Source organism: Staphylococcus sp. Marseille-Q1834 (assembly GCF_916858875.1).
Taxonomy (GTDB): domain Bacteria; phylum Bacillota; class Bacilli; order Staphylococcales; family Staphylococcaceae; genus Staphylococcus; species Staphylococcus pragensis.
In genome coordinates this window covers 1,260,874-1,284,523 of record NZ_CAKASN010000001.1, presented here as the reverse complement: position 1 = coordinate 1,284,523, position 23,650 = coordinate 1,260,874, and the positions used below count along the sequence as shown (strand labels likewise).

General features: G+C 33.4%; 22 protein-coding genes and 3 pseudogenes. 11 read left to right on the top strand and 14 right to left on the bottom strand.

Annotated elements, in window-relative coordinates; all coding sequences use genetic code 11:
- Window positions 1-5: 5 nt before the first annotated feature.
- From LIX58_RS06320 to LIX58_RS06290, 7 genes and pseudogenes are all read right to left on the bottom strand, one after another.
- Entirely contained in the window at window positions 6-1,136 is a 1,131-nt protein-coding gene (locus LIX58_RS06320) for a glycosyltransferase family 2 protein (protein WP_154837390.1), read from the bottom strand.
- Window positions 1,137-1,155: 19 nt separating this feature from the next.
- The gene (locus tag LIX58_RS06315) at window positions 1,156-2,655 is read right to left on the bottom strand and encodes a phytoene desaturase family protein (RefSeq protein ID WP_154837392.1); all 1,500 of its coding nucleotides are present in this window, start codon (window positions 2,653-2,655) and stop codon (window positions 1,156-1,158) included.
- Window positions 2,648-3,079: a glycosyl-4,4'-diaponeurosporenoate acyltransferase gene (locus tag LIX58_RS06310; RefSeq protein WP_222590521.1), complete on the bottom strand. Its 432-nt coding sequence runs from the start codon at window positions 3,077-3,079 to the stop codon at window positions 2,648-2,650. Before LIX58_RS06310 ends, LIX58_RS06315 begins: the two co-directional genes overlap by 8 nt.
- Window positions 3,080-3,305: 226 nt before the next feature.
- Window positions 3,306-4,046, bottom strand: coding sequence for a lytic transglycosylase domain-containing protein (locus LIX58_RS06305; protein WP_154837396.1), 741 nt, complete (start codon window positions 4,044-4,046; stop codon window positions 3,306-3,308).
- Between the two features lie 458 nt (window positions 4,047-4,504).
- Complete coding sequence (locus LIX58_RS06300; RefSeq protein WP_126565452.1) at window positions 4,505-5,929, bottom strand: phosphate--AMP phosphotransferase; 1,425 nt, start codon at window positions 5,927-5,929, stop codon at window positions 4,505-4,507.
- A gap of 158 nt (window positions 5,930-6,087) precedes the next feature.
- Window positions 6,088-7,143: a PTS transporter subunit IIC gene (locus LIX58_RS06295; protein WP_126565451.1), complete on the bottom strand. Its 1,056-nt coding sequence runs from the start codon at window positions 7,141-7,143 to the stop codon at window positions 6,088-6,090.
- Window positions 7,144-7,424: 281 nt separating this feature from the next.
- Window positions 7,425-8,828 (bottom strand): annotated as a pseudogene (locus LIX58_RS06290) (amino acid permease).
- Between the two features lie 293 nt (window positions 8,829-9,121).
- On the opposite strand from LIX58_RS06290, the gene LIX58_RS06285 reads away from it, so the two are divergent.
- Complete coding sequence (locus LIX58_RS06285; protein WP_154837397.1) at window positions 9,122-9,547, top strand: NUDIX domain-containing protein; 426 nt, start codon at window positions 9,122-9,124, stop codon at window positions 9,545-9,547.
- Window positions 9,540-10,409: a DMT family transporter gene (locus tag LIX58_RS06280; RefSeq protein ID WP_154837399.1), complete on the top strand. Its 870-nt coding sequence runs from the start codon at window positions 9,540-9,542 to the stop codon at window positions 10,407-10,409. Before LIX58_RS06285 ends, LIX58_RS06280 begins: the two co-directional genes overlap by 8 nt.
- Before the next feature lie 93 nt (window positions 10,410-10,502).
- Here LIX58_RS06280 and LIX58_RS06275 read toward each other — a convergent pair whose 3' ends face one another.
- From LIX58_RS06275 to LIX58_RS06265, 3 genes are read right to left on the bottom strand one after another with little or no spacing between them, the layout of a single operon-like run.
- Window positions 10,503-10,880: a VOC family protein gene (locus LIX58_RS06275; RefSeq protein WP_154837401.1), complete on the bottom strand. Its 378-nt coding sequence runs from the start codon at window positions 10,878-10,880 to the stop codon at window positions 10,503-10,505.
- Between the two features lie 27 nt (window positions 10,881-10,907).
- A complete protein-coding gene (locus tag LIX58_RS06270; RefSeq protein ID WP_154837403.1) occupies window positions 10,908-11,726 on the bottom strand; it encodes an NmrA/HSCARG family protein in 819 nt (272 codons plus the stop codon).
- Window positions 11,727-11,738: 12 nt separating this feature from the next.
- Window positions 11,739-12,038 (bottom strand): DUF2316 family protein, encoded by a 300-nt coding sequence (locus LIX58_RS06265; RefSeq protein WP_154837405.1) that lies wholly within the window; start codon window positions 12,036-12,038, stop codon window positions 11,739-11,741.
- 130 nt (window positions 12,039-12,168) lie between these two features.
- Here LIX58_RS06265 and LIX58_RS06260 point away from each other — a divergent pair, with 130 nt between their 5' ends.
- The 6 genes and pseudogenes from LIX58_RS06260 (at window position 12,169) to LIX58_RS06235 (ending at window position 17,139) form a co-directional block, all read left to right on the top strand.
- Window positions 12,169-12,726: a TetR/AcrR family transcriptional regulator gene (locus tag LIX58_RS06260; protein ID WP_154837407.1), complete on the top strand. Its 558-nt coding sequence runs from the start codon at window positions 12,169-12,171 to the stop codon at window positions 12,724-12,726.
- Window positions 12,726-13,430 (top strand): SDR family NAD(P)-dependent oxidoreductase, encoded by a 705-nt coding sequence (locus LIX58_RS06255; protein ID WP_154837409.1) that lies wholly within the window; start codon window positions 12,726-12,728, stop codon window positions 13,428-13,430. The genes LIX58_RS06260 and LIX58_RS06255 overlap by 1 nt, the downstream gene beginning before the upstream one ends.
- Before the next feature lie 41 nt (window positions 13,431-13,471).
- On the top strand, window positions 13,472-14,476 hold the full coding sequence (locus tag LIX58_RS06250) for an amidohydrolase family protein (protein WP_154837411.1): 1,005 nt from the start codon (window positions 13,472-13,474) through the stop codon (window positions 14,474-14,476).
- A gap of 221 nt (window positions 14,477-14,697) precedes the next feature.
- Window positions 14,698-15,534 (top strand): alpha/beta fold hydrolase, encoded by an 837-nt coding sequence (locus LIX58_RS06245; RefSeq protein ID WP_226386177.1) that lies wholly within the window; start codon window positions 14,698-14,700, stop codon window positions 15,532-15,534.
- A 24-nt stretch (window positions 15,535-15,558) separates the two neighbouring features.
- Window positions 15,559-16,161, top strand: a pseudogene (locus LIX58_RS06240) (nuclear transport factor 2 family protein); the annotation flags it as partial.
- A gap of 30 nt (window positions 16,162-16,191) precedes the next feature.
- Window positions 16,192-17,139 carry an amidohydrolase family protein gene (locus tag LIX58_RS06235; RefSeq protein ID WP_154837430.1) on the top strand — a complete coding sequence of 316 codons (948 nt, stop codon included), beginning with the start codon at window positions 16,192-16,194 and terminating at the stop codon, window positions 17,137-17,139.
- 61 nt (window positions 17,140-17,200) lie between these two features.
- On the opposite strand, the gene LIX58_RS06230 is transcribed toward LIX58_RS06235, so the two are convergent.
- Window positions 17,201-18,055, bottom strand: coding sequence for a fructosamine kinase family protein (locus LIX58_RS06230; protein ID WP_126565449.1), 855 nt, complete (start codon window positions 18,053-18,055; stop codon window positions 17,201-17,203).
- Window positions 18,056-18,298: 243 nt separating this feature from the next.
- Here LIX58_RS06230 and LIX58_RS06225 point away from each other — a divergent pair, with 243 nt between their 5' ends.
- Together LIX58_RS06225 and LIX58_RS06220 are read left to right on the top strand one after the other, a co-directional pair.
- On the top strand, window positions 18,299-19,366 hold the full coding sequence (locus LIX58_RS06225) for a quinone-dependent dihydroorotate dehydrogenase (protein ID WP_154837415.1): 1,068 nt from the start codon (window positions 18,299-18,301) through the stop codon (window positions 19,364-19,366).
- Window positions 19,367-19,444: 78 nt separating this feature from the next.
- Window positions 19,445-19,738, top strand: a complete 294-nt coding sequence (locus LIX58_RS06220; RefSeq protein ID WP_154837417.1) for a hypothetical protein — start codon at window positions 19,445-19,447, stop codon at window positions 19,736-19,738.
- A gap of 52 nt (window positions 19,739-19,790) precedes the next feature.
- Here the strand turns inward: LIX58_RS06220 and LIX58_RS06215 are convergent, their stop codons facing one another.
- Complete coding sequence (locus LIX58_RS06215) at window positions 19,791-20,507, bottom strand: epoxyqueuosine reductase QueH (protein ID WP_154837419.1); 717 nt, start codon at window positions 20,505-20,507, stop codon at window positions 19,791-19,793.
- A gap of 128 nt (window positions 20,508-20,635) precedes the next feature.
- Window positions 20,636-21,148 carry a DUF3278 domain-containing protein gene (locus tag LIX58_RS06210; protein ID WP_186805192.1) on the bottom strand — a complete coding sequence of 171 codons (513 nt, stop codon included), beginning with the start codon at window positions 21,146-21,148 and terminating at the stop codon, window positions 20,636-20,638.
- A 266-nt stretch (window positions 21,149-21,414) separates the two neighbouring features.
- Between LIX58_RS06210 and LIX58_RS06205 the strand changes: the two genes are divergently transcribed.
- Window positions 21,415-22,731: an ISL3 family transposase gene (locus tag LIX58_RS06205; RefSeq protein ID WP_226386176.1), complete on the top strand. Its 1,317-nt coding sequence runs from the start codon at window positions 21,415-21,417 to the stop codon at window positions 22,729-22,731.
- A 172-nt stretch (window positions 22,732-22,903) separates the two neighbouring features.
- Here LIX58_RS06205 and LIX58_RS06200 read toward each other — a convergent pair.
- A pseudogene (locus LIX58_RS06200) lies at window positions 22,904-23,497 on the bottom strand (TetR/AcrR family transcriptional regulator).
- Between the last annotated feature and the right edge of the window lie 153 nt (window positions 23,498-23,650).

Below are 23,650 nucleotides of genomic sequence, written 5' to 3'. Positions count from 1 at the left end.
ATGCGTTAATAATTAATATTAAAAGTACGTCCTTTCCATTGTACCGTTTTTGTAAAATGAATATGACGATAGGAATTCATAAAAATGAAAATAAACACAAAAAATAGTATTGGACTTAACAATAAAGATAATACTGAAAACGAACCAATACGTTTATGTAATTGAATAAATTGTAGCGTAGCTAAGCCATAGGATAAACTAATACGCTTAAAAGAAATAGATTTCGATAAAAAGCTAAGCGTTAAGATAAATGGCATAAGCATATGTCCAATCATCCATATGATAACCAACATCATGATGCGTCCCTGTGTCTGAGAGGCACCTACTGCTAAATGTTTGGTCCAACCTCCAATTAAACTAATTGGACCTTCTTCATACATTCTAAATCCTACATAGTTTTGTCCTTCATAACAAGTGACAGGCAATTGTTGTTGTTTGAAAGCTTGACCTAACGCGAAACCTTCAATAATATGGTTGCGAGCATTGTGATGTCCTTGTGTTAAAACGTAATCTGCTTGATTCATCACCGTTACAGGACCAAATGCTAACGATTGTGGCTCTTTCTTTGCCACACTCGAGAATTGATTCATCCCCACCACTGTCATCAAATTAAATAAAGGTGATAACTGTTCATATGGCTTCTTAACGGTATGATACGGTTGAATACTTAATAACCCACGATATCGTTGTTGCTCATAACTTTGTAAAATAGTCTCCAAAGCATGATTATCCAATAATACGACATCTGCATCTATAAACATGATGATATCTGCAGTCGCATAATTCACACCTTGATAACAGGCAAAGGATTTACCATACCATCTTTTATTGTTCTCATCTTCAGTGACAGCGTAGACGTTCGCACCCCATTGTCTTGCAACTTGAACCGTATCATCTTGGGAACCATCATCCATTACGATGACTTCCGCTTGTATCGTTTGTCGGTTCAAACTTTCAAGCAAATGCGGTAATCGTTGTGCTTCATCTCTTGCAGGTATAATAATACTGACAGATTGAGAGGCGCTAGCAGTATTATCATTTTGAAAATGAAGTAAATGACGTCGATTGTACATTAAATATCCACTTAATAAAGAGGTTCCTATCACTCCATGCAATAGTGGTTCTAATACTTTCACTAGCGTCCCCCCCTTTCAATTATTCATGTAAATGAGCCTGTTCTTTAGCATTAATTTTATCAGCCACTTGTTGTCCGCTTAACGTTACCATTGGCATGCCGCCACCAGGATTAACAGAACCACCTACAAAATAAAGATTATCAAAATAATGACTTTGTTTAGGAAATTTGAAACCTTTATTCTTCTTACGATCAGCTACCACACCGTAAATGGCACCTTTATTTGAAGCATAATAACGCTCAATATCATGCGGTGTCCATATATCTTCATAAACAATATGTTGTCTTAAATTCGTTAAGCCCATTCGTTCTAATTTATCTAATACACGTTCACGAAATTCATTATATTGCGCTTCGGTAAACGGTTTATCTTGAATATATGGAATGTGTGGTAATACTTTCAAATTCTCGTAACCTGCAGGTGCTTGTGTTTCATCCGTTTTGTTGCTATTTACGAGATAAATTGTAGGATCTTGTGGTAAGACCTTTTCATGGAACACTTCATGATAATTACGCTTAGAATCACTTGAGAATAGGAAATTATGATGTGCTAAGTGCGGATATTCTTTATTCACACCTAGATGCATAACGTATCCTGAACTAGCAGGTTCAAATGTTTTCTCTAATTTCTCTAGCTTTTTCTCTGAAAAGTACAACAAGTCTCGGTAAGTTGGAATCACTTCTCTATTAGAAACAATGTAATCTGCATTAATATGTGTCCCATTATCTAATCTCACGCCAGTTACATGATTAAAATATGTATCAATACTTTGCACACTCACACCTGTATGAATGGTTACGCCTTCTTCTCGAGCAAGTCGTTCTAAAGCTTGTGCTAAATGATGAATGCCACCTTTAACGTACCATAAACCCTGTTCATATTGCATATGAATAAGCAATGTTAATACAGCTGGTGCATCATAAGAAGAAGAGCCTACATATTTAATAAAGTAGCCCAACATATCTCTCAATTCATGCTTATCAACATATCGATTAATAGCTTCTTGCATTGTTGAAAAGTAATCAACACCTTTTAAAGAATTGAAAGGACCTTGATATTTAATAATTTCGCTTACCGTATCTAAGCCTAACGCAAAATAACCTTCTTCTGTAAAACGGTGAATGCTTTCCGCATATTGTAGAAATCGATGTAACTGTTGGACATCTTCTTCATTTAAACTTGGATTCAAATGCGCCATTGCGGTTAAATCTTCGTATAAATCAATCACTTCACCATTAGTAAAGAAACTTCGCCATTCCAATGACAAACGCTCAATCGTGACATAGTCTGACATTCTTTTATGACTATGCCTAAATAAATTTTCAAAGATATAAGGCATGGTTAAAATAGAAGGTCCTAAATCAAAACCAAAGCCTTGTTCTTCAAGACGATTTACCTTTCCACCGATATGATTATTTTTCTCATAAAGATTCACTTCGAAACCGCTTTGCGCTAAACGAATAGCCGCCGATATACCACCTAAACCGCCACCAATAACTATTATTTTTTTCTTAGTCACGATGGGCACCTCTTTTCAATTTTAATTGATACACTTTTTCTAATCTCGGACAATTATAACGTTGGGTGACTATAATTGGAAGATTCGCCAACAACACATATATGACATTAATTATTTTAATATAAGCGGGTGCTTTAAGAAACGCTAGCACAGGTATCATTGATAGCCAATGGACTAATTCTGCACGTCTCATTTCTATTATCATTGTATGTAAGTCATTAAGTTTAAATGATGTTAATTGTTTTTTATTGTAAATATTTTGATTTAATTGACTGCCTTCAGGTATGTAACGTTTCCATTTATTAATTTTAAATAAGGTGTTCCACATTTTGCCGTCCTTTTCCCTGGAAAATGGCTTAAAAAATTGGCTATACTTTATAAAGAAAGTTTGAGAAACCTTTGTTCCTAAAGAGGCTATAACCATTTGACTCGCAAACCAATATACACTATGAATAATTCCAAGTTTTAATAATTTTTTAATGTTATTTCACCCAACACTTTCCCATTATTTCACTTTATATATAGTTTTAAATTATTCCCTATATGGAAATAAGCTAAACTATTTAAAAATGGGCATAAAAAAAGAGGACGACTAATGTCATCCTCTCTTCCCGATAACTCGATGTGCTATCCAGTTATCTTAGTAAATCTTACCACCAACCGTGAGAAGCACGGAAAGCAATAGCGTTATCTAATGAACCGTAACGGTTGTTAGCGTAGTTAATCATACCTTTAGTTTGTTGAGCTACTGAACCAGTACCCCATGATTCCATAGTTTGACCTAAACCTCTGTAACCGTATGGGTTAACAGCGTTAGGGTTACCGCCTGATTCAGGCATTACGATAGCGTTCCAAGCAGCTTCAGTACCACCGTTAGCTAAGAATTGTGATTTAACTGATCCACCAGTTGATGATGCAGCTGGTGCTGAGTATGAAGTTGTGTTGTTGCTGTATGATGGAGCAGATACTCTTTTAACTTGAGTTTGGTTAGCTTGTTGGTTAGAGCTTACTGATTGGTTTGAACCTTGGTTGTAAGATGCTGAGTAGTTAGTTGCTTGAGCTTTTTGAACTGGAGCAACTTGTGTAGTTGTAGCTGCTTGAGTTGTAGCTGCAGCTGTGTCAGCACCACCAGTGTAGTAGTAGTTCCAAGACCAAGTTGAACCGTTTGAAGTGAAGTTGTATTTGAAACCATCTTTAACGAATGAAATGTTGTAAGCGCCAGCTTGTACTGGGTGAGCATTTAATTCAGATGGGTTGTTTTGAGCTAAGTTAGCTAATTGTGCGTAGTTTGAAGTTTGTTCAGATGCATGTGCACTGTAATCTGTAGTTAATGAGTAACCTGTTACTCCTAATGCTACTGCTAATGACGAAGCGATAACTGTTTTTTTCATAAAATAATTCCTCCAAGAATTTAGTTTATATTTTTCGATTTGTTAATTTCTTTAGTGTTAATGTGTTTGTGTTTTTTGTTTAACTTTTGACAATAGCTACTATAACACAAAAAAATACGAATAATATTACGCTTATCTTACAAAAAATTACAATAGAGAATATATTTTGTAACATTGAAATATTACTGAAGTGTGTTGTAACAATACATTTTTAGGTTTTAAGTTTAAAATTTCATTATGAAATAAGGAATTACATTACTCTTTTAAAAAATTTACAATTGTTTTACATAGTTCATAATATTACAAATTACTGTTTTGTTACATACCTGTAATATTTCTAACATATTATTTTCCATTGATTTTTTCTATTTAAAATAAAAAATTCAAGAAACTATTCTATAAAATAGTCTCTTGAATTGATTCATCAAGTTAAAAAAAGTAAAGTCAACTACTCATTTTTAATAATCTTTAACGCCCCATAATACTTTTTCACATTTACGAATGATGTATTTAAGTATTTCGATGCGTGACGTTTTTTTATGATCTGCTGGAACTACTAGCCAAGGTGCATAAGAAGTATTCGTTTTTTCAATCATATCGTGACTCGCTTCGACGTATAAATCCCATTTTTCACGATTGCGCCAATCTTCGTCAGTAATCTTCCATTGTTTATCGACATTTTGTTCACGATCTTTAAAACGTTTCAATTGTTCATCTTTATCCAATGTAAGGAAGAATTTTAAAAGAATTGCCCCTTCATCTGTCCACATTTTCTCAAAAGAATTAATTTCATCGTACGCACGTTGCCATTCATTTGTAGTCGCAAAGCCTTCAATTCGTTCTACAAGTACACGACCGTACCAACTGCGGTCAAATAGTTCAATGTGTCCACTTCTTGGCATATCTTTCGCAAAACGCCATAAATAATGATGTTTTAGTTCTACATCTGTTGGCGCACTAATTCCATTTACTTCATAACCGGTCGGGTCAAGCTTTTCTCTAATACGTTTGATATTACCACCTTTACCGGCTGCATCCATACCTTCAAATACTAAGATAAGTGGAATCTTTCTATCATATAAAGCAAATTGAATTTCTCTCATGCGTTGTTGTAATTCTGTAATCAACTGTTTATATTCATCTTTTGATACTTTATCTACATTAATATCGAATAAATCCGTTTTAAAGTCTGGTGTGAACTCTCCATCAACATGGTTTTCTTGTTGTTGATGTTTATCAATCGCATGTTCTAAACGTTCTATAATATGATTGTACATTTTTTCAATCGCATTTTGACGTTCAGTGTAATCAATAATCTTCCATTGTTTATCCTTTTTAATAAATTGGTGCATGTCATCTAAGTATGTTTCAGTCGGTAGTACATTACCATATTCTTGTACTTTCCAACGCATTAAAGGATTCTCTTTTGTTTGTTTAATGTGCTCTTGACGCTTTTCTTCATTAATTTCAATGAAGAATTTAATAATTTCATAGTTATCTTTTTTCAGCATCTTTTCAAAAGAAGCAATCTGTTCTTTCAAAACATCATAATTTTTATATCTATTATGTTTAATTTCGTTCTCACGATAATCTAAATAATGTGAATACCAGCTACGGAAATAAATATTAATATCGCCTTTAGCAGGTAAAGTGTTCCAGTACTTTTGTAAGAATTGATATCTTAAGTCGTCGGGTTGTGGTGATTGCGTGGCAATAAAGCGCGTATATTTCGCATCAAAATTTAATAGTAATTCATTTGATAAACGCGTTTTACCTGATGCCGGAACTCCTTCAAACAATATCATGACAGGAATGCCTAACTCATGCGTTTGTCTTGTTAACTCTGCTGTTCTTAGTGCTAATGTTTCAATTTTATTAGCCATATACCATCCATCCTTTTGTTTAATCACTATTTATTTTATTGTAACATTATTTACTCACAAGCTATTTTATAATTAATTTATTTTTCGAAAAATGAGGAACCAATACTTTGTCATAAAGACGTCATTATCAATTCCTCACAAACTGTTATTTCAAAAATTTATAACCTTTTATAAATATCGTTAGTATATAATTTTAAAACTTTGCGTAAAACAATATCTAGAATAAACGCAGTTAATAATGGTACAACGAAGAATCCTAAAACGATTAAGATAATACTCATCATCGCTGAATCGACATGTAAAAACTTAAACGCACTGATAGGTCCAATCATACCGATGAATCCAAAACCTGCTGATTCTTTTGTACCGGCAATACCAATTAAACTTCCCGCGATACCAGAAACGGCGGCCGTAATTAAAATTGGTAACATAATAATTGGATATTTAACCATATTTGGCATCATCATTTTTACTCCACCGAAGAAGATAGAAATTGGTACGGCAACACGATTCACTTGGCTTGTACCGATTAACAATACCGCTTCAGTAGCTGAAATCCCAATTGAAGCTGATCCTGCAGCTAATCCTGTAATTCCAATCGCAATCGCAATTGCTACTGTTGATAATGGTGAAATAATAATAAAACTAAATACCATTGAAATTAACATACACATTAACACTGGTTGTAATTCAGTGAAACTATTGACCATATTTCCAATCCCAGTGGTAATCATATGGACATAAGGTAAGATTAACACGCCAATTGTCGCGGACACTCCACCCACTACAGTTGGATAAACGATGAGCGCCATACTGCCTACACGTTTTTCAACTAATAAGATGAATAATACTGCAATGGCCGCAGTTATCATCGTATTAATTAAGTCCCCAATACCTGCGATAAGCCAAACACCATTCTTAAATTGTGCCGCGCCACTTCCCACATATGATGCACATGCCACGACAGCTATTGCAAGTGGTGTCATTTCAAATTTTAAAGCGATAAGTGCTCCGATTAAAGCAGGAACAGTAAATTGCATGGCTTGTACGACATGTAGAAAAGTCGCAAACACGGGATGATGATGCATGAGTGCTTTAAAAATTTCACCTAAAATAGCATTCGGCACTAAACCTACAACGATTCCAATTGCTACGCCGGAAAGTACCCTAAATGTAAAATCTTTGACTCCTATATTTCTAAGCTCTGATGTCATATTGAAACCTCCTAAGATGTTGATACACGCTTAAATAAGTGATGATGCATCTTACTATAACATAATATCTAAATTTTCAGAATATTTATTTAAAATTTTATTTTTAAATAGTACAATTTAAGTACAAAATGAAGAAACCGAAGTACAAATATTTAATTTTTTAGCCCTATCACTTTATTAAATGGAATTTAATAATAGAAGAAAACAATAAAATAGAATAATAAAGAAACGCGTTTCTACTATTATAATAGTAAAAACACGTCAATATAATTGTCTAACTTTTATTCGCCTATTGCTGGGTCTTTTTTTGGTTCGTCTAAATCAATACCTTCTTTGCGTTTCTCTTTTTTATAACGTAAGAACATTAAGCATAATACTGCTAACCATACCGGTGCAACTAGTACACCAATTCTGATGTCTTTATCTAGTGCAAGTACGATAAAGATAAAGACGAAGAACGTTAGAATGAGATATGCGCTTACCTTACCACCTGGTAGTCTAAATTTACTTTGCTCATGTAATTCTGGTTTACTTTTCAAGAAACCGAGATATGCAATCATAATAATGGTCCAAATAATGATGTTGAGCACGGTAGAAACCGTTGTAATATATACAAATACTTCAGTAGCGTTCGGAATAACGTAGTTTAATACCACGGCGATAAGTAATAAGCCACATGTGATTAAGATTGAGTAATATGGCACGCCGTGTTTATTCGTTCTTTGTAAAAATGGAGGTGCCTGTTTACGTGCAGCTAAGCCATACATTGTTCTACTATCTGCAAAGATACCACTATTACAAGCAGATGCTGCAGCCGTTAATACAACAAAGTTAATGACACCAGCCGCAAATGGAATTCCTACCAAGCCAAACAATTTTACATATGGACTGTCAGCAGGATTCAATTTATCCCATGGAACTACTGACATTACTACTGCTAAAGAACCTACATAGAAAATGAGAATTCTATAAGGAACATTATTGATCGCTTGTGGAATGGTTTTATGAGGGTTTTTAGTTTCCCCAGCGGTAATACCAATGAGCTCAATTCCAATGAATGAAAAGATAGCCATTTGGAATGAGAGTAAAAACCCTGTCATCCCGTTTGGGAAGAAACCACCGTGACTCCAAATATTAGATAATTTCGCTGTGCCACTTGCTGTATGCGTCCCCATCACAATCATGACAATCCCTACTACGATTAATGCGATAATAGTTGTTACTTTAATTAATGCGAACCAAAACTCTAACTCCCCAAATATTTTAGCACTCATTAAATTTAACGCCATCAACACTAATACTGTAAATAAAGCCGTTAACCAACTTGGAATGGTCGGCCACCAAAAGTTAACATACTTTGCAACTGCTGTTACCTCTGCCATACCTGCTACAATCTACGTAAACCAATACGTCCAACCTACAATAAATCCTGCTAATGGTCCGATATACGTATGTGCAATATCAGCAAATGACTTAAATCCTAAATTCGAAAGTAGCATTTCTCCCATTGCTCTCATGAATAAGAATAATACCAAGCCTACAACAATGTAGGTTAATAAAATCGATGGTCCAGCCAAATGAATGGATTGACCTGCCCCTAAAAATAAACCCGTCCCTATTGCTCCGCCAATTGCAGTTAATTGAATATGCCTGTTAGACAATCCTCTTTGTAGTTTATCTTCCATAGTCTTCTCTCCATCCTATGGAGTAAGCTATTCAGTTTGATCAATTCTAGTTGTACAGTTAAACAACATACCCCTTTATTTTTTAAAATGCTGAGTAACAAGTAACTTTTTGAATATTTATACTTCTTAATTTAATAATATACTTTAATTTGTCTGAAAAATCAAATTATTTTAAATAAAATATAGCACCTTCTCAGAAAATACAGTATAATTATTTTTATTATTATATAAATAAAAAATAATATATTTATTATTGAGAGTTATGGATTACTTTATAAAGGAGGTTCAAGAAAATGAATATAGACCATATCAATCTTCAATTTAATAAGACAGTGACGAACTATGATTCTGTGTTACTTGTCTTAACCTATCAAGGTCAATTCGTTTTTGTAAAGAATAAAAAAAGAGCATGGGAATTGACTGGCGGAAAGGTTGATAATAATGAAACTATGAACGAGACTGCTATTAGAGAAGCTTATGAAGAATCTGGTGCTATTATCAATGAGAGTGATATTGAATATATAGGATACTATGTACTTCCTAACGGTCATACTACTACAATTGTGAAAGCTGAAGTAAGTTATTTTAAAGATATTCCTAAAGAATCAGAAACTACTGGAAGAATACTTACGAAAGAACCATTAGATAAAAATTTATTATCGTTTCAAGATGGATTATATGAAGAAATATTTAAATATTTAGAGGCGCGTCATGAATAATGCTAATAAAGGTTATTTATTTAATATCATTTCCGTAGCTATCATGTCTTTGACGCCTATATTAAATAAAGTTTCACTCACTGATTTGTCACCTATCCAAGCGAGTTTTTTAAATGCTTTATTTTCAACATTAATATTATTAATAACTGTATTACTTGCTAAAAGTAAAATTAAAATACATCACAATAAGTTTATTTGGCTATTAGGTATTACTAATACAATAGGTATTCTACTCCAATATATAAGTTTAAGTTTGTTAGATCCAGTTAGTGTAGGATTATTAGGAAGATTTTATATTATATTTGCGTTACTTCTTTCAGTACTCTTTCTAAATGAAACGTTATCCAAACATGATGCACTTCCTATTGTGTTTGCTATCATAGGTTCATTTTTGATTACTCATTTTTCAGGTGATTTCAACAGTATATTAGGTGTGATTGCCGCCCTATCCTATACTTTCTTTTTTGCGCTGACTAATATGTTAGCTAAAAAGACCGTCAAAGACATTGATTCTAAAACCATTCTGCTATACAATCAAGCAATTTCTACTTTGTTGCTAGGTATCATATTAATTGTGACTAATCATCTACATACCATACATATAGGCATTGGTTTGTTCTCTATTTTACTTTCTGCTTTATGTAGTGGCGTAATAGGACTCTTATTATTTTATGAAGGTCTGAAATACATTTCGTTTCGTGAAGCGAATATTATAAGAACCCTTAATCCTATATTTGTGTTTATATTTTCTTTTCCGTTTTTCCCTTTACCATTAACACCTAAATTTATAACCGGCGCAATATTAATCATTATTTCAATAATTTATATGAATCTATATAAAGATAAAAAAACGTCTTCCTGATAACTTCTTTTCATTAAATATACACCCCAAAATTAGATTTCCTTCTAACTTTGGGGTGCATATAAATTGGTATACTTTATAAAATTTATTTAACTAGCAAACTATGAAATTATATTTATGTCCATCTGGATCTGCAAAAGTTGCACCATAATAGCCTTGGTATTTACCAGGTTCATCTATAACTTTGCCACCTAACTCTACAACTTTCTTCATTAAATTATCTACTTCGTCATTTGTTTTAACTCCTAATGAAATGATTACTTCATTAGGTTGCGAAGCTACCGGATCATGCGTCACTTTCTCAAAATGATGATTTTCAATTAATATAATAATCGTTTGACCTATTTGAATTCCTACCATCTTATCTAACATATCTGGATTTTTATTTATTTCAAATCCTAAATTTTTATAAAACTGTTCACTACGTTCCAAATCTTCTACGTGCAAATTAAACCACATTGATTGAATCATATGCATTACCTCATTTTCAAAATGAAATTAGAAACCTACTTTATTAATCCATTGTTCTAACGTTAAACGATTAGGATTGATGTCGTCCATTTGCTTGAAATCAACGACGAAACCTTTCTCTTCAAGCCAGCCACGTTCAGCAGTGCCACTAGAGAATGATCCTTTAATTTCAGTTGGTTTACCTGTAACTGTAGCAAATGTTCTTACTACTTCATTTAAAGTAAGTTCATCTGAAGCAATTTCGATCGCTTGATGATTAAAGCGTTCTGTATGAGCAAAAATGTTAGCAGCAATTCTAGCAATATCGATAGATGAAATCATAGCAAATTTCACATCTCGATTAATAAATTCTGGGATAGTAATTTCACCATCTTCAACTTTTGTAATTCTTAAGAAATTGTCCATAAAGAACGACGGTTTAATGATTGTATAATTTAAAGTGCTTGCTTTAAGTTCATTCTCAATCTCAGCAAGTGCTTCAAAGTGAGGGCCTGTGCGATCACGGTTCACGCCACCTGCTGTACTGTAAACTATATACTTAATACCTTGTTGTTCTGCTGTATGAATAATCATTTTACCTTGGCGTAATTCTTCTTCTACATTTTCAGCAATAATAGGTTGAACACTATAAATACCGTATTGACCGTCCAATGCTTGTTCCAAATTATCTTCATTACTTAAGTCGCCTTCGAAGATTTCTAAATTTGCATTATCAATAGATGTTAATTTGTCATTATTTTTATTACGTGTAAAGGCACGTACTTTCCAACCATCTTCTAATAATTGTTTGACTACTGCATTACCTTGTTTACCTGTAGCGCCAATCACTAAGATACTTTTATCCATTACTTATCTCTCCTATTGTAAGAACCAATAATCTTCTTTTTCGCCTTTTAAGTACGTATATTCTTTAGGTGTATCACCATTCATTTTTATATCATTATTAATTAAGTCACGGATGTCCCACACCAAATGAATAAATTGTTGTAATTTATTTCCAAAGAAGCCATTAGGCGCATCCATGTTCAATACCTTTTCCACATCTTCCACTGAAATATTCATCTCTTCAGCAATATTTTCTAAACTTAATGTTGATTCATGAAAATGCGCCTTAAGTTCTTCACTTGTCACACGTCTTTGTTCTTTATTTAATGACATCTTCATCCACTCTTTTCTATAAATTATTCAATGTTCAAAACTTAAATATTTGAATTACTATTTAGCACGTTTTATAATAAACGGAGCATTATCCGTTTGTCAATTATATAAATTTTAAAGAGGTGAAGTCATGCGTAAAGATGCATTAAAAAATCGACAACGTATTGAAGGTAAAGCGATTGAATTATTTCGTACAGAAGGCGTAAGTAATGTGAGTATGAATCGATTATCTAAAGAACTCAATATTGGCATGGGTACCCTTTATCGTCATTTTAATGATAAAGGAGATTTATGTTATCACATTATTGAACACGACTTCGATGACATTATGAACCAAATGCTTGAAGTTAAACAACGCTATACTTCAAAAAGAGATATTATGAGCCATTCACTCGACATATTTTTACAATTTAAAACGGATAATAGTGATTTACTTACTTGTATTGAAGGTAACGATAATGCTGAATTATTTAGATCAAGCAACTTTTTCAAGAATTTAAATCAGTATTATTATGACTTATTTAATGATTGCGATAACGATGCATGGGCTATATTCAAAACAGACATGCTTTTAAAATCATTAACAACAGAAACATTTGAATTTCAAAAAAATGTAAGACAATTATCAAACGAAACATTTCGTGATAATTTAATTCGACTATATTTACCTGATGAGGTGACAGAATAATGGAAAGAATCACTTTAATTACTGGTGGAAATAAAGGTTTAGGCTTTGAAACGGCGAAAGAATTAAAAGAACAAGGACACAAGGTTTATATTGGCTCTCGTGATGAAGCACGTGGTCAACAAGCTGCTGAAGAACTTGGCGTGGATTACGTGCAACTAGATGTTACTGAAAACACTTCAGTTCAACATGCTTATAAAACGATTGAAGAGAAAGAAGGACGTTTAGACGTATTAGCGAATAATGCGGGTATCTCTGGTGGTTTCGCTAAACCTGAAGATATGACTGTGCAAGACGTAGAGAAAGTTTATAACACAAACGTCTTCGGTATTGTAAGAATGATGCATACATTTGTTCCACTTCTTGAAAAGTCAGAACAACCCGTTGTAGTAAACGTAAGTAGTGGTTTAGGTTCATTTGGCATGGTAACTAATCCAGATACTCAAGAATCTAAAGTTAATTCACTCGCTTATTGTTCATCTAAATCAGCAGTAACGATGCTAACATTACAATACTCTAAAGGCTTACCACACATGCAAATCAACGCTGCAGACCCAGGTTCAACAAACACTGATTTAGTTGGTGATTTCAGCAATAACTCTAAACCAGCGTCTGAAGGTGTGATTCCAATTGTGAAACTTGCAACGATTGATAAAGATGGCCCAACTGGTACATTCATCGATGGTAACGGCACAATGCCTTGGTAATTATATATTTTCGAATAATTAATATTTAGGAGGCTTTTCAAATGAAAAGTATTAACTTTGAAGAACATTATGTAGTAGATGAGATTCAAAAAGAAACTATGAAATATATGTCATCTGATCCTAAAGGTGTACCTATGAAAACAATGCTTGATGGCTTAGAACAAAAATCAGGTTTCACGGATGCAGATGAAATTACTCACCATGATAAACGTATTAAATTTATGGATGAACATGATGTTGAAATGCAAGTTTTATCATACGGTAACGGGGCCCCTTCTAACTTAGAAGGCGAACGTGCTATCGAATTATGTAAGAAAGCTAATGATACGTTAGCAGAATACGTACAAGAACATCCAGACCGTTTCGTTGGTTTCGCTACATTACCTATTAATGAGCCAGAAGCGACAGTTGAAGAATTTAAACGTTGCATTAATGAATTAAACTTCAAAGGTGCTTTGATTATGGGTCACCCTAAAAGTGGTTTCTTAGACCAAGACGAATATGAAGGGTTATTTGCAGTAGCTGAAGAACTTAACGCACCTATTTACTTACACCCTTCTCCAGTACAAAGGGATGTTTATCAAGCATATTATAAAGGGAATTACCCAGATGTCACTGCCGCAACATTCGCTTGCTTCGGTTATGGTTGGCATGTTGACGTAGGTATTCACGCTATCCATTTAGTTCTATCTGGTGTATTTGATCGTCATCCTCACTTAAATGTCATTATTGGACATTGGGGCGAGTTCGTACCATTCTTCTTAGAACGTATGGACAATATTTTATTTGCAGATCACCTAGAACATCCAATTAGTTATTATTTCAAAAATAATTTCTACATTACACCAAGTGGTATGTTAACTAAACCACAATTCGACTTAGTAAAAGCAGAAGTCGGCGTAGATAGAATTCTTTACTCAGCAGACTATCCTTATGTTGAACCTGAAGAATTAGGCACATTCCTAAGCGAATTAGGACTAACTGAAGAAGAACAAGAAAAAATTAGTTACAAAAACGGCGCAAAACTATTAGGCCTAGATAAATAAAGAATGACGTTGGATGACGCCTGAGGGAACAGTACAAGTTGAAGACCTTAGAAATTCCCACAAATTTATTTGTGAGGAATTTCTAAGGTCTTCAACTTGTACCCTGGGCAAGCGTCACAACAAAATTAGTAAATGTTCATCTAAGAATTTCTTTACAACTAAAGTAAGTGACTCTCTATCTTAGAACTACTTAAAATATACATTAATCGGAGGTTTTATATATGGAAACTTTAGAATTAAAAGGTGCTAAATTACGTTATCACAAAGTAGGCAATGGTCCTGTATTAATCTGCATCCCTGGTGCTAATGGCACAGGCGACATCTACATGCCACTTGCACAACAATTAAAAGGCAAATTCACAGTCGTTGCTGTTGATCGTCGTGGCTATGGTCAAAGCGAATTAACAGAACCACTACCTGACGAAGTATCAAACCCAGACAGTCGCTACCGTGTGAAACGCGACGCTCAGGATATCGCAGAATTAGCAAAACACTTAAGCGACGAACCTGTGTATGTATTAGGCTCAAGTTCAGGTGCAATCGTAGCAATGCACGTATTAAAAGAACACGCTGATATTGTTAAACGTATTGCATTCCACGAACCACCAATCAACACATTCTTACCAAACGCTAAATATTGGCAAGATAAAAACGCTGAAATCATTGATATTGCAGTTAACGAAGGTATGCCTCAAGCAATGAAATTATTCGGCGAAACATTAAATACTAGTCAACTTGACCAACAATATATGTCTAAACCAGCACAAGCTGAAGATGATGCTGAAAGTAAAAAACGCTTTGAAGAAATGTTAGGTTGGTTTAAATACGAAATCCGTCAATATACTGAATCAGATATCTCAATTGAAGACTTAAACCAACATAAAAATATCATTACATTATTAAATGGTACCGCTTCTAGAGATTCATTCCCTCAAGAAGTTAACTTCTACATTTCTGAACAAACTGGCATCGAAATCGTTGATATTCCAGGTGGTCACCTTGGTTATGTTCAAGAGCCAGAAGGCTTCGCAAAAGTATTACTTGAAATCTGGGGATAATTAACCTAAAGGAGTGTTCGGACTGTGCTTTTCACAAGAAATAAGCCGTATACGAATGAAACGTTATTAGCGAAAGAAGACATTCTAGAACTGATTCAATTTGAGCGTTTCTGCCGTGATAATTCACTATGGGATAGCATGGAGTCATGTTTCGCTGAGGATTCTTACGTTAATATTTCATGGTTTAAAGGGACGGGGCATGAATTTGTAGTATCATCTAGGGAAATGAATCGCTATGCACCTCATCAAATTCACAATTCACAAATTTGGATTAACGACACACGTGCAATAGCCATCATGCAAGCTACGATTCAAACTCGTTTACCTATTCAGAATGTGGAGATGGAATTACAATCTGATGCCAAATTAGTTTATTGCGTTGAAAAAGATGACCAAGGTGTTTGGTACATTACACGTCTTGAATGTATTTATGAGAAAGATAGCTTAACACCGGTCAAACCAACGACAATTAATTTACCGAAACAAGATTTTGAAGGGTATCGACAAAGTTATGCATGCTTATCCTATGCTTTAAATGAAATTGGTTATGACGTAAACAGTGAACTTCAAGGTATCGATCGACCAGATGAGGTCAACGCATATTATGAAGACATCGACAGTTGGTTAACTTTTAAAGAAAAGGAAGCGTCAATAGATATGAAGAAAATTGATTTACACGCACACTATATTTCTCCGAGATTCTCAAAATTCCTAGATAAATATTTCAACGGTAAAGGTGACGGTGTAGCGACACCACCGTTCTCTCCTGAAGGATATTTAGATTTAATGAATCGTATGGAAATTGAATATGGTGTACTATCTATTTCAAGCCCTCACATCAGTGCTGCCCCTGACAATGAGATGGTGGAATTAGCGAAAGAAGTCAATGACTATGCCTCTTCTTTCATTCATAAATATCCTGAGCAATTAGGATTCTTTGCAACATTGCCATTACCGTTAGTAGATGAAAGTATTGCGACTATAGATGAAGCGTTGGACCAACAAGGTGCATTAGGCTTCACTTTACCTACTAACGCACGCGGTGTCTATATTGGTGATGACCGCTTAGACAGCGTGTTAGCTAAGTTGAATGAACGTCATGCACTCGTTGCATTGCATCCTAATGAACCAAAGCCAAATATTGAGGCAATGAGTGAAGTCGTTCCTGCGCCATTAATGGAATTCATCTTTGATACAACACGTACTATTATTTATATGAGTCAAAACAACGTGTTCAGTAAGTATCCAAATATTAAATGGATTGTGCCTCATTGTGGCGCACTATTACCAGTCATCGCACAACGTGTCGCTATGGGTAATAAGATGTTTGGTAGCGAACGTCAACCTGATGATTTAGAACAAGTGATGAAAGAACTTTATTTCGATTTAGCTGGAAAAGTATTACCATACCAACTTCCAAATCTCGCACAATGTGTAGATATGGACAAAATCGTCTATGGTTCAGATGCGCCTTACACAACAGATCAAGTGGTTACGTTGTTAGCCGATGAACTTGAATCGACTGAGTTAATCTCACGTCACGAACTTGAGACAATGTTATATGACAATGGCAAACAATTAATTAAAACAGTTACTGATAGATAATGAATAAATATAAAGGAGGCACAGGTACATTGATACCTAATGCCTCCTTAATTTTTTGTCATTATGCTAATATTTCATCCATTGAGCGATTGACGCTGCTTGCATACATATTTCCGAATTTAAGTAAGTGCACCATAAAGAGATACAGTCTATAAAATTCTAAACGTTTGCGCGCGCCTTTTCCTAAAGGATAGTGTTTCTCATATTCATCATAAAATTCTTGGGTAAATCCACCAAAGACAGTGGTGATGCCTAAATCAAACTCTCTGTCTCCGTAAAATGGCGATGGATCAAATAACGCTGGTCGACCATCCGTTAAGAACATATAATTGCCACCCCATAAATCACCATGCAATAGCGAAGGTTTACTATTATGTGCTTCTAATTCGTGCATCATTACAGTACGGACTTGTTCATATACTTTATTGTCTTCTTCGTTCCATAGACCTTTGCGCATCAATTCATCACGTAAATGGTCCATACGATCTTCTACAAAGATTTTAATCCATGACTCTGACCATCCACTCTCAAAGGAGAAATCTCCACCCTCATGGGGTAAATCAAATCCAAACATACCATCTGGCTGTTGTTGGCTATGCATCTTAGCTACAAGTTGACCTAACTCACGTTGGCTTCCACTTGTCCCCTCATCTAAATAACTTAAGATGAGATACGCGTCGCCGTTAATTTCACCATTCGCAATAACACGTGGGGCTGTCACACCTGCTTCTTCAAACGCGTTAAGTCCCGCAATTTCTGCTGCATAAAATGATTTATCACGATTACGTTGGACTAACAAGAAATATGTGTCATCTTGTGTCGTTACTTTAAACGCTTCGTTCACGTCCCCACCACTAACTGATGTAATGTCTTGTATATGATCTAACGGTAATTGGTCTTGCCATTCTTTTTTCATGACGTCATCCTCCTTAAATTGTTTATCAGTATTTAATTATTATATTTCCTGAAAATGCCTCCGTTAATCTTTCACGAAAATCTCTTTACTCAATTTTGTGATTTAAGTTAAGGCAAATTTTCAAACACTAAAGAATTTAACTATGCAATTACTAGTGAAAATGCTAGTCTAATATAAGAATGTTTTTCAATGATATTAAATGAGGATAGTAAGCCTCAAATACAATGAAATAGGAGCATTATTATGTACAAATTAATTAAACCACTTTTATTCAAATTTGATCCTGAAAAAGCACACGGCATGACAATTGACGCTTTGAAGTTTGCACAAAAACAACCTTTCTTATTACCAATCATCCACAAATTATTTACATATGACAACCCTTCACTATCTCAAACAATCAAAGGTATTACATTTAATAACCCTGTTGGCTTAGCTGCAGGATTCGATAAATCATGTGAAGTACCTAAAGCACTTCAACATGCTGGATTCGGTGCCTTAGAGTTAGGCGGTATTACACCTAAACCTCAAGACGGTAACCCAAAACCACGTATGTATCGTTTAATTGAAGATGAGGCTTTAATTAATCGCATGGGCTTCAACAATATTGGTATGAATAGAGCTTTATGGAACTTACGTCGTCATGCATACAATATTCCAGTTGGCTTAAATGTAGGCGTTAATAAAACAACACCTTATAATGAGCGCTATCAAGACTACATCAAAGTGATTGATACATTTAAAGCCGATGTTTCATTCTTTACGGTTAACATTAGTTCTCCAAATACTGAGAATTTACAAAGTTTCCATGATAAAGATGAATTTTCAATGTTATGTCAAGCATTGAAAGATTTTAAAGCTCATACAGAAGTTAATGTTCCTATTTTCTTAAAATTAACTTCCGATTTAGAACTCGATGGTTTTAAAAATATTTTACCGGCAATTACTGAAACATTTGATGGTATGATCTTAGCAAATACGACACGTAAACGTGATGGTTTAACATCATCTAATAAAGTGGAAGATGGCGGACTAAGTGGTAGACCCCTTTTCAAAAGAAACTTAGAGTTAGTGAAATGGGCATACCAACAAACAAACGGTGAATTCTTAATTATTGGTACAGGGGGTATCTTTAGTGCCAAAGATGCAATTCAAATGATGCGAAATGGTGCATCATTAGTACAAATTTATTCATCTTTAGTCATTGAAGGTCCTGGATTAACTAAAAAAATCAACAAAGACATTGCGGCTTATTTAAAACAACATAATTATAATAATGTAAGTGAGATTATTGGTTTAGACGCCAAATAATTATAAATGTACTTTACTTCCCGACAAAAAGTAATATACTGAAACCAAAGATAAAAAGGTTTATCGGAGGAGTATAGCATGACTATAGAAGATAAAGATAAAGAACAAAAAAACCAACAATTATCGACAAAAGAAAGCGAAACTTCTACGCAAAATAAAAAACAACATAATGATGACGATAACAGCATCGGCTATAACGGAGAGAAAAAGACTGCCCTCGATCTTGAAATCGAACGTGAATTATTAGAAATGATGGAGAATGAAGACCCTAAACCTGAAAAACAGAAAAAAGGTTTAAAAATAGTCGGTCTTCTTTCTACAGGAATTATCGCAGTTTTAGCAATTATTCGTTTCATCAATCGCACATTATAAAATATGACTCCTAATTTGAAAGGTTGAACTTCAAATTAGGAGTCATTTTTAATTAAAATTCTTGTAGAAATGCTTTAGCTTCTTGATTGATTTGTTTAAAATCAATACCTTGTGCCATCGCAGCAAAGACGCACCCGCAATAACATTGTCTAAAGATATGATAGTCATTACACATTTCAATAGAACGCTCATAACCTATATTCTTCTTGAAATCACTAGGTAAATAATTAACATCATATAGATTTTGAACTTCCATACCTAATTGATTAATCAATTGTGCATTCTTTTTCGGTGATAACGTTAATGCACTACCGAAGTAGTCATATCCATATTTTACTGCTGCTTCTGCCACTAATTCTAAACGCATTTCGAAACATGCTGTACAACGCAATCCACCTTCTGGCTCATCCGTTAATCCTCGTGATTTAGCCATTTTCATAAATTCGTGTGGCTTATATTCTGCTTCAATATATTTAACATTTTTCCCAGTTCGATCATTAAAATCTTTAACGAATTGTTCTTGTACTTTTGCGCGTCTTAAATATTCATTTTTGGGATGAATATTAGGATTTGCAAAGTAGATGGCTACGTCTGCATACTGCGTTAAATATTCTAGAGTGTACGTACTACATGGCGCACAACAACTATGAAGTAGAATTTTAGGACGTAATTCTTGGCGTTCCCATTGATGAATTAACTTTTTCAGTACTCTATCATAGTTAATTTTTTGATTCTTCATTTTCGCTATAATCGGATCAGCTTTTAACATAAGAACGCTCCTTAAATATTTTATAAATTAATTATATAATATTTAAGGAGTTTAATATATTAATATTATTTCTTTAATATAATCATATATTAAGCAAATCGTATTGCTAATTTGTACTCAATTACTTTTTACTCGTTTTCATTATACTCTTTAACAATTTTACTTTTACCTATAAAGTAACTTAACACTCCAAACATTAAACCTGAAATAAGATTTATTGCTATAAAAAATCCTAATTCAATTGTTTCACCAGAAAAGTATAGTCGTATTAAATTAAGTAAGCTCATTATGACACCAAACATAATTCCAGCGAATAAACAGCTCACTTTATGTTTTTTTAATAAACGTTTGTATTCTTCTTTAGAATAAACACGATTTTCATCTAAATTATTTTTTCGAATACCTATCATTAAAGAAATATTAGCAATAAAGAATAAAATAAATACGCCAATGGTAGGTATGTTAACTCGTTGCGTCACATAATCATTAATCAAACTAATGAACGCTAAAATAAGTAACCCAAAATAAGTGATAAGAAATGTTGTTGTAAAATGCGAGTAAAGCTCCTCTTTCTCTCGTTCATCACGATCAGTCGTTGTACCAATGACCCGATTAATCATTTTGTCTCTAAAATCGGCCATCTTTAATCACCTCTTAATTATTGATAACTTCTTATGTCAAATATAAACGACATATATACTTGTGTCAAATATAGACGACACGAACAATAATTTATTACTTTTAAAGTGTTATCCAAATTAAATGTAATAAAAAACGGCTCTATAATAAATTGGACTGATGACTAAAAATCATCAGTCAAATTTTTATGTTTTGAATACAAAAATAGCGCAATTACCTCTATAATTATTAGCTACCACACCAAATAAAAAAGAAAGGTAATGCGCCTATGTGTAAGTCTATATTAAATACATTAAGAATTAAAGATAAAAATCTAAATTTTTCAGATGAAGTGACTGAGAAAAAATATAAAGGACGAAAGAGTTTGTTTTACTATGCAGAGCTTACTTATCAACCTACACATTGTGAAAACTGTTTAACTAAAAACGAAAATTTCTCTATAGTGAAAAATGGGAAGAAAACTTCAATGATTACTTTACTTAAAATTATGGAAATGCCTGCTTATTTAAAGCTTCAAAAACAAAGATTTTATTGTAAAACATGTGATAGTTATTTTACTGCTAAATCTAATATTGTCGACGATTATTGTTTTATTTCTAACAAAACAAAACTTGCAGTTTTAGATAAAGTACAAGAATACCGCTCTCAAAAATCTATCGCTAAGTCATGCTTAGTATCATCAATGACTGTATCTAGAGTGATTAATCAAGCGGCAAGCGACGTAGGTCAGTCTTCTTTTGATGCTTTACCTGAACACTTAATGATGGACGAATTTAAAAGTGTTAAAAATGTAATTGGAAAAATGAGTTTTATTTATGCAGATGCTGTATCACACCGCATCGTAGATGTGGTAGCGGATCGTAAGTTAAAATCGCTGAAAGATCATTTTTATCGTTATTCTTTGAAACTAAGACAAAAAGTCAAAACTGTAACGATTGATATGTATGAACCCTATATGTCGCTAATCAAACAATTATTTCCTAATGCGAAGATTATTATTGATCGTTTCCATATTGTTCAATCTTTAAATCGAGCGTTAAATATGTCTAGAGTTCATATAATGAATTGTTATAGAACCTCTAATAGACCGCTTTACAATAAATATAAAAGTTATTGGAAACTATTTCTTAAACCTTTTGAAACGCTAGAGGCATTTAATTATCGTAAAGTCCGTTTATTTAAAGAGTGGAAAACCGAAAAAGGAATTATGAATTACTTATTAAGTGTAGACGTTGAATTATTTAATACATATCACTACGTTCATGAGCTAAGACGATTATTAAAAGAAAACCAAATAGAGAAATTTACTCATAAACTCTTTTCTATTCATCTTTCAGATGTGTGTCCTAGATTACGCCCAGTCATTAGAACTTTAAGAAGATTAACAGCTTTCATTGAAAACTCCATGATATATTCTAACCTGACCAACGGTCCGTTAGAAGGAATTAATAATAAAATCAAACTCATTAAAAGGGTATCTTTTGGTTATAGAAATTATGATAATTTACGTAATCGAATTATTATAACTTCGCGACTATTTGCCTCAACAACAAAAAAAGAGATTAAACAACCTAAGGTTGCTTAATCTCAATATTAGGACTCATCAGTCCGATTTGACGTAGAGCCTAAAAAACACCTAGATTCTTTTCAAAAGTAGACTAGGTGTAAAAAAGGACTTATGACTGACTTTAGCAAGCCAATATCTATCATTGGTTAGACATTTTCTTGAATGCACTTAAGAAAACGTTACTTTTTATTCATTTATTAATTTCTCTTTGTATAATTGTGGCTGGACCATGATTAACAATGTCATAGAAGTAATTAATTAAATCTTCTTTAGGTATGCGTTGATTGTCTTCTACCCAATGTCTTAAAAAGGATAATCCCGCTCCCGAAACATAGCTCATAAAATATGAAAATGGTATACCACTTATTTCCCCTTTCATACTTGTAAAACTATTTAAGTAATTATTTAGCAAGCTATATAATTTTTCATGTAATGTAGAGTCTTTACCTACTTTAAACATTAATTGGTAGAATTCAATATTCTCTTCAATATGCGAAATTAGAAATTCCATTATTTCTCGTAAATCATCCGTAGTAAATTTGCCACCACTATTTTGTTTACTCTCTTCAATGAACAATTTCACTTTTTCAACTTGTTCGTCTTCCATTTTTTCTAATAAGTCATATTTATCTAAATAATGTGTATAGAATGTACCACGATTAATATCTGCTAAGTCAGTAATTTGTTATACTGTGATTACGTTAAATTCATGTTTTTTTAACAGATCAATGAAAGCTGATTTAATAGCATTTTGTGATTTTCTAATTCTACGATCTTGAATCATAGTTTATACCTCTTTCTATACGGTATGTTTTTATACAATTATATCGGTTTTGTTGGTTTTCGTACAATTGACATAGGATTGAAGGTGAATCATTAGTAGTGGTTATTAAAGGTAATAGCAAACTATTACATAATATGAAAAAGAGAATAATAC

Excerpts from the sequence above, each read along its gene's own strand:
- LIX58_RS06235 (WP_154837430.1), top strand. The coding sequence starts at position 16,192 with ATGAAGAAAATTGATTTACACGCACACTATATTTCTCCGAGATTCTCA.
- LIX58_RS06250 (WP_154837411.1), top strand. The coding sequence starts at position 13,472 with ATGAAAAGTATTAACTTTGAAGAACATTATGTAGTAGATGAGATTCAA.
- LIX58_RS06270 (WP_154837403.1), bottom strand. The coding sequence starts at position 11,726 with ATGGATAAAAGTATCTTAGTGATTGGCGCTACAGGTAAACAAGGTAAT.
- LIX58_RS06305 (WP_154837396.1), bottom strand. The coding sequence starts at position 4,046 with ATGAAAAAAACAGTTATCGCTTCGTCATTAGCAGTAGCATTAGGAGTA.
- LIX58_RS06300 (WP_126565452.1), bottom strand. The coding sequence starts at position 5,929 with ATGGCTAATAAAATTGAAACATTAGCACTAAGAACAGCAGAGTTAACA.
- LIX58_RS06210 (WP_186805192.1), bottom strand. The coding sequence starts at position 21,148 with ATGGCCGATTTTAGAGACAAAATGATTAATCGGGTCATTGGTACAACG.
- LIX58_RS06245 (WP_226386177.1), top strand. The coding sequence starts at position 14,698 with ATGGAAACTTTAGAATTAAAAGGTGCTAAATTACGTTATCACAAAGTA.
- LIX58_RS06220 (WP_154837417.1), top strand. The coding sequence starts at position 19,445 with ATGACTATAGAAGATAAAGATAAAGAACAAAAAAACCAACAATTATCG.
- LIX58_RS06295 (WP_126565451.1), bottom strand. The coding sequence starts at position 7,143 with ATGACATCAGAGCTTAGAAATATAGGAGTCAAAGATTTTACATTTAGG.
- LIX58_RS06280 (WP_154837399.1), top strand. The coding sequence starts at position 9,540 with ATGAATAATGCTAATAAAGGTTATTTATTTAATATCATTTCCGTAGCT.
- LIX58_RS06260 (WP_154837407.1), top strand. The coding sequence starts at position 12,169 with ATGCGTAAAGATGCATTAAAAAATCGACAACGTATTGAAGGTAAAGCG.
- LIX58_RS06275 (WP_154837401.1), bottom strand. The coding sequence starts at position 10,880 with ATGATTCAATCAATGTGGTTTAATTTGCACGTAGAAGATTTGGAACGT.
- LIX58_RS06255 (WP_154837409.1), top strand. The coding sequence starts at position 12,726 with ATGGAAAGAATCACTTTAATTACTGGTGGAAATAAAGGTTTAGGCTTT.
- LIX58_RS06225 (WP_154837415.1), top strand. The coding sequence starts at position 18,299 with ATGTACAAATTAATTAAACCACTTTTATTCAAATTTGATCCTGAAAAA.
- LIX58_RS06205 (WP_226386176.1), top strand. The coding sequence starts at position 21,415 with ATGTGTAAGTCTATATTAAATACATTAAGAATTAAAGATAAAAATCTA.
- LIX58_RS06310 (WP_222590521.1), bottom strand. The coding sequence starts at position 3,079 with ATGGTTATAGCCTCTTTAGGAACAAAGGTTTCTCAAACTTTCTTTATA.
- LIX58_RS06265 (WP_154837405.1), bottom strand. The coding sequence starts at position 12,038 with ATGTCATTAAATAAAGAACAAAGACGTGTGACAAGTGAAGAACTTAAG.
- LIX58_RS06230 (WP_126565449.1), bottom strand. The coding sequence starts at position 18,055 with ATGAAAAAAGAATGGCAAGACCAATTACCGTTAGATCATATACAAGAC.
- LIX58_RS06285 (WP_154837397.1), top strand. The coding sequence starts at position 9,122 with ATGAATATAGACCATATCAATCTTCAATTTAATAAGACAGTGACGAAC.
- LIX58_RS06215 (WP_154837419.1), bottom strand. The coding sequence starts at position 20,507 with ATGTTAAAAGCTGATCCGATTATAGCGAAAATGAAGAATCAAAAAATT.